This window comes from Leptolyngbya sp. FACHB-711, assembly GCF_014695615.1.
Lineage (GTDB): Bacteria > Cyanobacteriota > Cyanobacteriia > Elainellales > Elainellaceae > Leptolyngbya_A.
In genome coordinates, this window is record NZ_JACJOR010000444.1 from 1 (window position 1) to 10,870 (window position 10,870).

A 10,870-nucleotide genomic window follows, 5' to 3' on the forward strand; every position below is an offset into this window, starting at 1 on the left:
TTAATATTAGTTTTATTTAATTAGTTGACTGAGTGTCATTCGGGAAGCGTAATTCCTTAACCGATCGTTTTAGAAAAGAAGCAGCAGCTATTTCAAGTCGCTAAACAGCACTGATTTAAGAGCGGCTTATTTCCATTTTTTGACCCTTACAAGCTAATCGCAGGAGTTTCCTTATGGCAGGTTCTAATCCGATTTCTTCTCACTCACAGCGCAATTACTCCGAAGCTGGAGTAACAGCCCGTCGATCGCATTCCACGACCGAAACTGCGATTGGCGACACGATCACCACGCGACGAGCAACGGCAGACGAAATCGCTTTTCGGGATGGCTTTGTGCAGGGACGCGAACAGGAACGACGCATTCAGCAGCACAGTCAGCGGAGAATGCAGCATTTGTATGCTCATCAAGGCATGGTAGGCGGTCTGCTAACAGGCATTTTGATGACCCTCACCGTTGGATCTATCGCCACAATGCTGGCAGTGTTTTCGCCCCAATGGGAAATCCATACCCCGCAGAGCAGCACCACCCAAACCATCCGCTAGCGGCGATCGGGCGGGGACTGCTCCCTTAAAATTGCTCATCTAAACCATCGGCTGAAACCCGCGTTAAGGCTATGGGCTGCAAGGATGAACTGAAACGGTGAGCTGAAACAGTAAGCCGAGACGGTGAACTAAAACAGCGGACGAACACTACGCGCTGAAATATTTTGCAGCCGCGTGGTAAGCGACGATCGCTGTCGTAGACTGCTCTGGGTAAAGCTGTTCGCTCTCGTCCATGTGTAGACCAATTTGCTTTGCGTCCAGCAGCTCCAGCAGCATGTGCTGATCCTGAATATTAGGACAAGCCGGGTAGCCAAAGCTGTAGCGGGAGCCGCGATATCGCTGTGCCAGAATGTCTCGAATGCTGCTAGGTTCTTCTGCACCCAAGCCCAGTTCACGACGAATGCGGGCGTGAGTCCACTCTGCCAGAGCTTCTGCCACCTGCACCGCCAACCCGTGGAAGTAAAGGTAGTCGGTGTACTGATTCGCCTCAAACAGCATTTTGGCAAATTCGGTCGCTACTTCGCCTACAGTCACAGCCTGCATCGGGAAAACGTCATATCGCGTTGCCCCTTCCTGAGGCAAGAAGAAATCGGCAATGCAGAGTCGTCGCAGCGATCGTTGACGCGGAAAGTGAAAGGTTGCAAGCGGTTCTTGCTGATCTGGACTCGTAGTACCGATCGTTGGATCGTACAAATGCAGCGAGTTACCTTCCGCTAAGCAAGGAAAATAGCCGTAAACCACTTGGGGCTGGAGCAGGTTCTCGTCCTGAATTCGCTGCTTCCACTGCTCCAAAATCGGATAGACCTTTGCTGCCAGGAATGCATCATACTCCTCGCGGGTCTGCTCCTTGGGCTTGCGGAACTGCCACTGTCCGGCGATCAGGGCCTGCAAGTCCAGATAGGCAAACACTTCTTCTAATGGCAAATCTTGGGGCTGAAAAATCTTTGTGCCCCAGAAAGGCGGCGTGGGGCGATCGATCGCGACTTCCACCGCATCCGATCGGCGAGTATCAACCGCTGCGGCTTCGGTCTGGACTACCTCGCTGGAGGTTTCTGCGATCGGCCGATGTCCGTTCGTTTCAGTGACGCTTTCTTCGTTCAAGAATCCTTTGAGGTCATCCCACTCGCTCGCCGCTTTTGCAGGCATGAGCTTATCCATAAAGTGCAAATCAGCAAAGGCGTCTTTGCCATAAATCACCCGACCGCGATAAACGTTCTGGCAATCTTCGTGAACAAACTTAGGCGTGAGTGCTGCACCGCCAAGAATGACCGGAACCGTGATCCCGCGATCGTTAAACACCTCCAGATTCTCTTTCATAAAGGCAGTGGATTTCACCAGCAGACCGCTCATCGCAATGCAGTCCGCACCGTGTTGCTGATAGGCTTCGATGATGTTCTCGACAGGCTGCTTAATGCCCAGGTTGATTACCTTATAGCCGTTGTTAGTGAGAATAATATCAACCAGGTTTTTGCCGATATCATGCACGTCGCCCTTCACCGTAGCGATCAGGAAAACCCCTTTGTGGCTATTGCCCGATTCCTGCTTTTCCATGTGGGGTTCCAGGAAGGCGACCGCTGATTTCATGGTTTCCGCCGATTGCAGCACAAAAGGCAACTGCATTTGACCAGAGCCAAATAAATCACCCACCACCTTCATACCATCCAGCAAAAAGGTGTTGATAATTTCCAACGGCGGGTATTTCTGCATTGCCTCCGCCAGAGCTGTTTCTAAGCCGATACGTTCGCCGTCGATAATGTGCTGCTTCAGGCGTTCTTCGATTGGCAGATTTGCCACATCACTGCGCGATCGAGTCTCTTTGGTAGAAACCCCTTCAAATAGCGTCGTCAGTTCCGTAAGCGGATCGTAAATGCAGACATCCCCTTCAAACTGCCGCTCGTCATAGATCAAATGACGGCAGACTTGCTGATAGCGATCGTCAATCTTGGCAACGGGCAAAATTTTCGCCGCGCTAATAATTGCCCCATCCATGCCGGCCGCAACCGCCTCATGCAAAAACATCGAGTTCAGCACAATTCGCGCTGCGGGACTCAAGCCAAACGAGATATTCGACACGCCCAGTAAGATATGTACGCCCGGCAGGTTTTGCCGAATCATCTGAATCGCTTCGATCGTCGCTTTGCCGTTTGCCCGGTCTTCCTCAATACCAGTTGAGATCGGCAACGCCAGCGGATCATAGAAAATTTCGTGGGCAGGAATGCCATACTCCAACGCGTCCCGGTACGCCCGTTGAGCGATCGCAAATTTCTTCTCAGCCGATCGCGCCATGCCGTCTTCGTCGATCATCCCTACGACCACGCCTGCCCCGTATTCCTTGGCAAGCTCCAGCACCTTAAAAAATCGCTCGTCGCCGTCCTCGTAGTTCGTGGAGTTAAGCAGACATTTGCCGCCCGCCACTTTTAAGCCTGCCTCCATTTTTTGCCACTCGGTCGAGTCTAGCATCAGGGGCAGATTCACATTCGTCACCAACCGGGAAACAACTTCCCGCATATCGTGCACCCCGTCGCGTCCCACATAGTCCACGTTCACATCCAGGACGTGCGCTCCTTCTTTCACCTGCGATCGTGCGAGTGAAACCAATCCATCCCAGTCTTCCGCGTTGAGCAGATCTCGGCATTTCTTCGAGCCGCTGGCGTTGAGCCGTTCGCCGATAATGAGAAACGAATTGTCCTGGTCATAAGGCTGGGTGGAATAAATCGAAGCCGCTGCCGGAATATAGTCCAACGCGGGACGCGGATCGGTTTCTGCGGTTTGCACGAGTCCTCGAACCGATCGCGCTTTGGGCTTCAGGGTCGCCGCAATTTCAGCGAGCTGCTGGATGTGTTCAGGTTTTGTGCCGCAGCAGCCGCCAATCACCTGCACGCCCAGATCTTCGACAAAGCGAGTCAGAGCCAGCCGCAGTTCCATTGGGGTTAGCTTGTAGTGGGCGTGTCCACCGACGTTTTCGGGAATGCCTGCGTTGGGAATACAGGAAATCACAAACGGCGAATGCTGCGACAAATACTTGATATGCTCTGCCATGCGATCCGGTCCAGTCGCGCAGTTCAGCCCCAGAATATCGATCGGGTAAGGCTCCAGAATCGACAGCATCGCCGCCACATCCGACCCGACCAGCATTGTGCCTGTGGTTTCCACTGTCACCGACACCATCAGCGGACGACGACTGCCCTTTTTCGCAAAAATTTCCTCGATGCCATTCAGTGCAGCTTTGATCTGCAGCACATCCTGACAAGTTTCCACAATAAACAAATCGACTCCACCGTCATATAGCCCCTCTGCCTGCTCTGCAAAAGAAGCCTTCATCGTGTCGTAGTCGATGTGTCCCAGCGTCGGCAGTTTGGTTGTGGGTCCGATCGATCCCGCCACAAATCGCGGCTTTTCGGGAGTCGAAAATTCTGCTGCACACTGTTTGGCAAGCTGAGCCGCTTTCAGATTCATCTCATGCGCCCGGTCTGCCAAATCGTACTCTGCCAGGACGATCGAGGTTGCACCAAAGGTATCGGTTTCGATCACGTCTGCCCCGGCTGCCAGAAAATCGCGATGCACCTTTGCCACCGCTTCTGGTTTGGTCAGAATCAGATACTCGTTGCATCCTTCGTAAGCAGCCCCGCCGAAGTCCTCTGCGGTCAGGTTTTGCACCTGAAGATTGGTTCCCATCGCGCCATCAAACACGATAATCGGGCGATCGGGACTGTGGAGCCGTGCAAGGAAGGGATGGATCGTAGACTGAGCAGAGGTAGACTGAGCAGAGATTGTAACCATGTCTAGCAGGAGTACGGTATCTACTAGATTATCAATCTCTTCCCGTTCTGCAAATTTGACCTGCAGGCTGGGGGAGCGTATCGAGCAATTTCTTTCTGCTCTATGCTGTGCTGGGCGGGGATTCAACCCACCCAAGCCAAGTTTCCTGGCAAGCTAGACGTAGCCAACGAAAAAGAGAGGACGCTGGCATTAAACCAGATATCCTCCCTGTTGATGTGTGATGAGATGAGTAATTAGAGAGCGAATTCGTGCTTAGGGACGCTGGGTGCCTGCCGGATAGGTCAGCTTATCCCACGTTGCAGATCCAACAATTCCGTCTTTAACAGCTACGTTCTGATCCTTCTGAAATTGCACAACAGCCGCCTGAGTTTTAGCTCCAAATTGTCCATCGACTGCGCCGACGATCGAGGGATATCCATACAGAACGAGAAGACGCTGAAGTAGAGCAACGGCGGGACCGCGCGAGCCGTTTTGTAGCGTGGGAAGTTGTGCCGTTACGCTTTGAACCATGAGAAGTCTCCTTTCACAAAAGTGGTAATTCAGTAGTCGAAATGAGTCTGTTTTGTATCGGTTTGATGCATCAACCTGAAGATAGATACAAACTCAAACTCGCTCTTCCCGGAATTTCACTGATGCATTTTTTGATTTTCTATTTTCTTTACATTTCATTAGAATGAATTCGCTTTTTAAGAAGAAGTTTTTGCGATCGATCGCGCTATAGGCTACTTCTTAGTAACAGAAATATTCATCAAAAAAACAACAAACAAAAAGAGAGAATATCGGCATAAAAACCAGATACTCTCCCTCTTGATTCGCTAATGAAATGAGTGATCAGGGAACAACCCTATTGGTCTGAATCTATCTAAATTTATTTACCTATGGACGCTGAGTGCCTGCGGGGTAGGTCAACTTGTCCCACGTTGCTGGTCCAACGATTCCGTCTTTAACGGCTACGTTCTGATCCTTCTGAAATTGCACAACTGCCGCCTGAACTTTGGCTCCAAATTGTCCGTCTACTTTGCCGACGAGCGAAGTATATCCATACAGAACGAGAAGACGCTGAAGCAAGGCAACGACGGGACCAGAAGAGCCGTTTTTCAGGGTAGGAAGCTGTGATGAAGCACTCTGAACCATGAGAATTTCCTTCGTGAAGATATTGATTGATTGGAATGACCCTAGTTTGTAGAGGCTTTTTTACCAATCTGAAGAGGGATACAAACTCAAATCTATCCTTTCCCGAATTCTACTGATTAATTGATTCGATTTAATTCATCTTCTTCCTACTTTCTATTCTTAATAGGGAAAGCAGGAGGGAAATCTTAAGAGGGAAATCAATAGTCAAATCGCTGAGAAGGAGGCTAACTCATGGCTCAAACAATAAATCTTTACTGAGAAGCCCGATGCGACCACCGAACACCCATTAGTACCAACAGCCCGATCGCCAGAACGATCGCCGTCACTGAAACCGAAGCAAACGCTGCCTGCCGAACTGCCACTGCCACCAGTGCCCACACAATCACCCCCGGAAAGGAGAAATCTCGGCGCGTCAGTAAAACCCAGCCTGCCAGCCCTGCCGCCACGATCGCCAGCCCGATCGCCCACACCTCCGATGCAACGCCGCCCCCGTTCCAGCCCGAAGCATCAAGCGCGGAAGCGACATTCACGATCGTCGCCACACTAATCCAGCCCAGGTAAATTCCAAAGGGCAGGTGAGCCGACCATTTCTCCTGTCGTGATACGGGACGCAGTCCCACCCCTAGCCAGCGATAGCTTGCAATCAGGGGAATCAGAATCGCCAGCATCGCTATCACCGACAGCCAGAACTGCCCCCCCAAAAACAGGTAAACCCAGATTGCCTGTGCCACACAAGCCACAATCAGCGCATAGTCTACACGCCGCAACACCGGATTTTGCCGCTGATCTGACCGAAGCTGATAAAAGCCAAAGGCAATTAGCCCCAGGTAAATCAAACCCCAGATGGCAAAGGCATAGTTGGCAGGCAAAATTCGCAGATCGGCGAACTGAGTATTCGCGACCTCACCAATCGTTTGTCCGGCAGGCGGAATGATATTTGAAAGCGCATTGACCCCGATCGAGCCAAAAATCGCTGCAACGGTCAGAATTTGGCGCAGGCGATCGGAGGACGAGTGAGAAGTAGAGGAATTCATAGAACGGCAGACCTTCCCGCAAGAACCGTAATACGTCTTATCGTAGGAGTTCTTTCAGGAAGGACGGCTCTATCAGCATTCAGACATTCCTCGGACTTGCTGTACTTCATCAAGCGGATTCTGAGAAGAGGCAGATCCTACCGCTTGAATAGGCCTGTAATTCGATTCGTCACTTGAGCCAGAGCAGACTGAATTCCCCCAGCAACGCTCGACTGAGACTTCTGAGCGACCTGAATCGGCTCATCCTTAAACGCCTTCAGCCGATAGCCATACTCAAGCTGATCCCGATTTTTCTTCAGCACCGGATACAGCCGAAAAGCTCCCTGAACTAGCTCTTCCTGGTTAGCAAACACTGCCTGGTCGATCTGGCTGGAACGCTTTACCGAAATGACTCCCACCGGATACCAGTTTTTCTTGCCCTCAATCCGAATGTAAATCTCATACTCTGGCAGTCCGTCCTCCTTCATTTTGTCGTATTGCTGCGCGGCTGCGGTGCGTTGAGCCGATCGCTTTGAGACTTTGGGCTGGGGTTTAGGAGTTCCAAATCCGAGATTGCTAGCCATAGAGTTTTGATTGCAACGCTTAATCAGTAAAAGAAGAACTATGAAAAACGAACCGTGAAAGAAAAACAGAAAGCGATCCGAGTAAAACCGATCGGAGATTAATAAAAGTTTACAGCTTTTCTCAGGATCCTTGGTCGAGTTATCTCAACCTGATGCAGATTACTTCCTTCTCCGGTGATTCCAGAACAGTCAACTCTAAATCCCCCGGCACTCAGGGTTCTAAAACGGTGAGCCGCCTGTGCTTTAGAGATTTTTCGATCGCTTCGTTGCAGTGAACTCCGTTTTGCCATAGGATAGAAAAAGTATGACTACGGGATGTAGCGCAGCTTGGTAGCGCACTTCGTTCGGGACGAAGGGGTCGTAGGTTCAAATCCTATCATCCCGATTACTCAAATCGGTTGCGCAGCTTGATTCTGTAAAGGATGAGCTGTCAACCGAGTTTTTGTATGCTGATTTCTTGATTCGCTTTCTGGAAAGGTGGTTGGGTAGGATTTGAGGTGCTGCATTGCCCCCTAAATCCCCGTCGCTTTAGCAGAATCCAGTTCAGCCAGGCTTTTGGGTGATCCCAAGAAAGTAGGCGTAATGCCGCCTTTGCACCGCCACAAACGATGTGAAGCCGTTTCTCCATCAGGATGATGCGAAGCTGTTTCCTCGGCGCGGCGATCGGGCAGGAGTTCGATCGTCATTTGCTGAATTGCCTCGAGCGGCAGCAGAAAGTTTTCAGCATCCAGATTGAAGCAGAGACTCGAAACGCGATCGGCTTCTGCCAGTCCGCCACCCCAGATCCACATCAGGCAGTAGGTCACAGAAATAATCATCACCGGACTCTCGAAACCAGGCGTATAGAAATCGCTTTGTTCTGCCCATCGCTGCGCCCGCTCTGCATCGGTAAAGGCTGGCAGAAGGGAAGTGCCGTCACTCAGTTCCAGAATTAAAGGCTGCTCGACAGTCTCAGGATCGTGCAGAAAGCACCAGGTTTCTAGCGCGAACAGCTCGAAAAAAAGCTCGTTGACTGCTGCCTCAACCTGAGTTGATCGCGCCTGCCGCGCCAGTGCATCAAAGTTTGCCAATTTGCCGCCCTGTGAACGTTAATTCTTTTCGTTCTTCTATAGCCTATCGAGCGAGAAGCAGGTTGGTAAAAATTCCTCACTTGTCAATCCCGTTTAAGCGATCGACGGGCTATTCTAAGGAAGGAGTTTGCTGGGTTGACGCAACTTCAGGTTTCGATTCAGATCCCTGCTCCAATTGCCCTATTAATCGTTGATCGAACGCTCTACAGCTATGCCCAGATCTCAACGCAACGATAACTTTATTGATAAAACCTTTACCGTCATGGCAGACATGATCCTCAAAATGCTGCCAGCAAACCAGAAGGCAAAAGAAGCATTTGTTTATTACCGGGATGGAATGTCTGCCCAGGCAGATGGTGAGTATGCGGAAGCGTTATCCAACTACGAAGAGGCACTCAGACTCGAAGAAGACCCCTACGATCGCAGCTTTGTTCTTTACAACATGGGCTTGATCTACGCCAGCAACGGTGATCATCAGCGTGCCCTGGAACTTTACGAAGAAGCTCTCGAACTCACCCCCAAAATGCCCCAGGCGTTAAACAACGTTGCGGTGATTTATCACTATCTGGGCGAACAGGCGCAGGAAGCAGGACAAGCGGACGAAGCCGACAAATACTTCGACCAGGCAGCCGAATACTGGCAGCGGGCAATTCGCGTTGCGCCCAACAACTACATCGAAGCGCAGAACTGGCTAAAAACCACTGGACGTTCCAAAATCGATGTATTCTTTTAGGTCTGACCTTTCTGTTTCCCGAATCACGTTCAAAGAGTGACCTATGCTGATCGATCGCGACCAGGTTCGTAAAGTTGCCCATCTTGCCCGTTTGGAACTTACGGAAGCCGAAGAGGAACAGTTCACAACGCAGCTCAGCAGCATTCTGGAATATTTCCAGCAGTTGAGCGAGCTGGATACGGATACCGTCGAGCCAACCACCCGGGCGATCGATGTCAGCAATGTGACACGCATCGATCAGCTTCAGCCTTATCCTGAGCGCGAGTTGATTATGGAGAACGCGCCGGAGCGAGAAGACTCGATGCAGGGGGAATTCTTCAAAGTGCCGCAAATTATGGGCGGCGGCGAGTAGTCCGCGAAATCGATCGCTTAAAATTCTCGTCGCGAGAAGATGAAAGTGGCGATCGTTAATAAAACAATTGTGTAGAGCAGTCCATAGGCAAGGTGGGCTGCTAATTCGTTTGCAGGCGGCAGAGCAGCGATGCCATAAACTGCGTCATTTTTTAGATTGAGCCGCGACAGATCTGGCAGGGCGAGATATAGCCCATTAATGATGCGGCGCAGATTTGGGTCGGTGGAAATTGTGCCCAGCGTCACGAGATCGCGACTAAAGTGACCCATCAGGTAAACGGCGATCGTCAGCAGCGTTGCCAGCAGCGAACTGGTGAAGACTCCGAAGAGAATGGCGGCGGCGGCAATTAGCGATAGCTCTAGAAACTGAAACAGCCCAGACAGCAGCAAACTCTCGATCGGAACCGAAATTCGCAAAAGCATCAGCGTCACCAGATAGATCGCCATCATTGCGATTACTAGAACTGCCAGCACCGCCGAAATTCCCCAGTGCTTACCGACGATAAATTCGGCGCGACTAATTGGCTTAGCAACCATTACAAAAACGGTGCGCTTTTCGATTTCTTTGTTGACCAATCCAGTACCGACAAAGATGGCAATCAGCAATCCCAGCAGACCGATCGCCGCTAGCCCAATATCGGGAATGATTTTATTTTCCGTGCTAGCAGCCACCGCAGGAACCAACAGCGTTACAGCAGCCATCGCTACCGCAAAAAAGGCAATCAGGTAAAGCACCCGATCGCGAATTACTTCTCGAAAGACATTGGCGGCAATCACCAGAGTGCGGCTGGGGTTCATAAAAATCTCGCTGGAAAAAGCAGACTCAGAAGACAGAGTTGAGGATGAGAGCAGGTCGGTAAACCTGTTTCCTCTGCGATTATTCCCTAAATTAGGACGGATTGAGTACGGCTATGTACAAACCTTCTTACAGGGACATGATGGTTTGCTGGGCTACGGTGGGCTTTCTAAGGGGATGAACCTTCAAAGCTGCTGCTTCTGAAAGCCCGGATTTCTTGCAAGCCCAAATTGCGCGGATGGTATGAGCCGCTTCGATTAGCCCCTGAACAAGACAAAGTTTAACTAGACTGATACGTGGGTGTTCGTCCTTGTCATGAAGATTCTGCTGGTCGAAACGGATACAAAGCTTAATCAAGAATTTGTCCACATTCTGACTCAACAAAACTTTGATCTGAGTGTGGCGATCGATCCGGAAACGGCGAAAGAAAGACTGCACCAGACCCATTTTGATCTGGTTGTGCTGTGTGGAGAGCGACTCTGCCCCGCAGGATTAGAACTAGTGGAACAGGTGCATCGGTCTGCCGATCCTGCGATCGTCTTGCTGCTGTTGCCGTCCCCATCTCCTACAGTGAAACTGATTCAACCGGCAAACCCAGCCAATGGCAAGTGGAGCGAGCCAGAACGCCGACAGTTTGCGAACCCACAAGAGTTGCTGGATTGCGTTGAAAGTTCCCGCCTGACGTTAGCCGCTTCCTCAGCAACTGTGCCCTTGGCGGAAGGTTCGGCTTCGTATTACCCGACCGTTCCTCCCAGTTCGGCTCCTGCTCCGCTTCAAATGGCAATGCAGCAGATTTGGACTCAGTCGCGATTCATGAGCTATGAGCGAATTAAGTCTCTGGCCGCAACTCAGCGACAACTAAAACAG

Annotated in this window: 11 protein-coding genes and 1 tRNA gene; 5 read left to right on the forward strand and 7 right to left on the reverse strand. The window is 51.0% G+C overall.

The features are described from left to right. Positions 1-173: 173 nt before the first annotated feature. A complete protein-coding gene (locus H6F80_RS19850; RefSeq protein WP_190793254.1) occupies positions 174-542 on the forward strand; it encodes a hypothetical protein in 369 nt (122 codons plus the stop codon). 147 nt (positions 543-689) lie between these two features. On the opposite strand, the gene metH is transcribed toward H6F80_RS19850, so the two are convergent. From metH to H6F80_RS19875, 5 genes are all read right to left on the reverse strand, one after another. After that, entirely contained in the window at positions 690-4,322 is a 3,633-nt protein-coding gene (gene metH, locus H6F80_RS19855) for a methionine synthase (RefSeq protein WP_190793255.1), read from the reverse strand. A gap of 252 nt (positions 4,323-4,574) precedes the next feature. Beyond that, entirely contained in the window at positions 4,575-4,832 is a 258-nt protein-coding gene (locus H6F80_RS19860) for a peptidoglycan-binding domain-containing protein (protein WP_190793256.1), read from the reverse strand. A 366-nt stretch (positions 4,833-5,198) separates the two neighbouring features. Continuing rightward, positions 5,199-5,456: a peptidoglycan-binding domain-containing protein gene (locus tag H6F80_RS19865; protein ID WP_190793257.1), complete on the reverse strand. Its 258-nt coding sequence runs from the start codon at positions 5,454-5,456 to the stop codon at positions 5,199-5,201. A 251-nt stretch (positions 5,457-5,707) separates the two neighbouring features. Then, positions 5,708-6,490, reverse strand: a complete 783-nt coding sequence (locus H6F80_RS19870; RefSeq protein WP_190793258.1) for a TspO-related membrane protein — start codon at positions 6,488-6,490, stop codon at positions 5,708-5,710. A gap of 137 nt (positions 6,491-6,627) precedes the next feature. Continuing rightward, positions 6,628-7,053: an HHL1-like protein gene (locus tag H6F80_RS19875; protein ID WP_190793259.1), complete on the reverse strand. Its 426-nt coding sequence runs from the start codon at positions 7,051-7,053 to the stop codon at positions 6,628-6,630. A gap of 311 nt (positions 7,054-7,364) precedes the next feature. Between H6F80_RS19875 and H6F80_RS19880 the strand changes: the two genes are divergently transcribed. After that, positions 7,365-7,438, forward strand: a tRNA-Pro gene (locus tag H6F80_RS19880). A 127-nt stretch (positions 7,439-7,565) separates the two neighbouring features. On the opposite strand, the gene H6F80_RS19885 is transcribed toward H6F80_RS19880, so the two are convergent. Continuing rightward, positions 7,566-8,123 carry an SseB family protein gene (locus tag H6F80_RS19885; RefSeq protein ID WP_190793260.1) on the reverse strand — a complete coding sequence of 186 codons (558 nt, stop codon included), beginning with the start codon at positions 8,121-8,123 and terminating at the stop codon, positions 7,566-7,568. 211 nt (positions 8,124-8,334) lie between these two features. Between H6F80_RS19885 and H6F80_RS19890 the strand changes: the two genes are divergently transcribed. Both H6F80_RS19890 and gatC read left to right on the forward strand, forming a co-directional pair. Beyond that, positions 8,335-8,856, forward strand: a complete 522-nt coding sequence (locus tag H6F80_RS19890; RefSeq protein ID WP_190793261.1) for a photosystem I assembly protein Ycf3 — start codon at positions 8,335-8,337, stop codon at positions 8,854-8,856. Between the two features lie 43 nt (positions 8,857-8,899). Beyond that, positions 8,900-9,208, forward strand: coding sequence for an Asp-tRNA(Asn)/Glu-tRNA(Gln) amidotransferase subunit GatC (gatC, locus tag H6F80_RS19895; protein WP_277879229.1), 309 nt, complete (start codon positions 8,900-8,902; stop codon positions 9,206-9,208). A 17-nt stretch (positions 9,209-9,225) separates the two neighbouring features. Here gatC and H6F80_RS19900 read toward each other — a convergent pair whose 3' ends face one another. After that, the gene (locus H6F80_RS19900; protein WP_190793262.1) at positions 9,226-10,005 is read right to left on the reverse strand and encodes an ABC transporter permease; all 780 of its coding nucleotides are present in this window, start codon (positions 10,003-10,005) and stop codon (positions 9,226-9,228) included. 313 nt (positions 10,006-10,318) lie between these two features. Here H6F80_RS19900 and H6F80_RS19905 point away from each other — a divergent pair. After that, on the forward strand, positions 10,319-10,870 hold a 552-nt coding region (locus tag H6F80_RS19905; RefSeq protein ID WP_190793263.1), incomplete at its 3' end, for a response regulator transcription factor.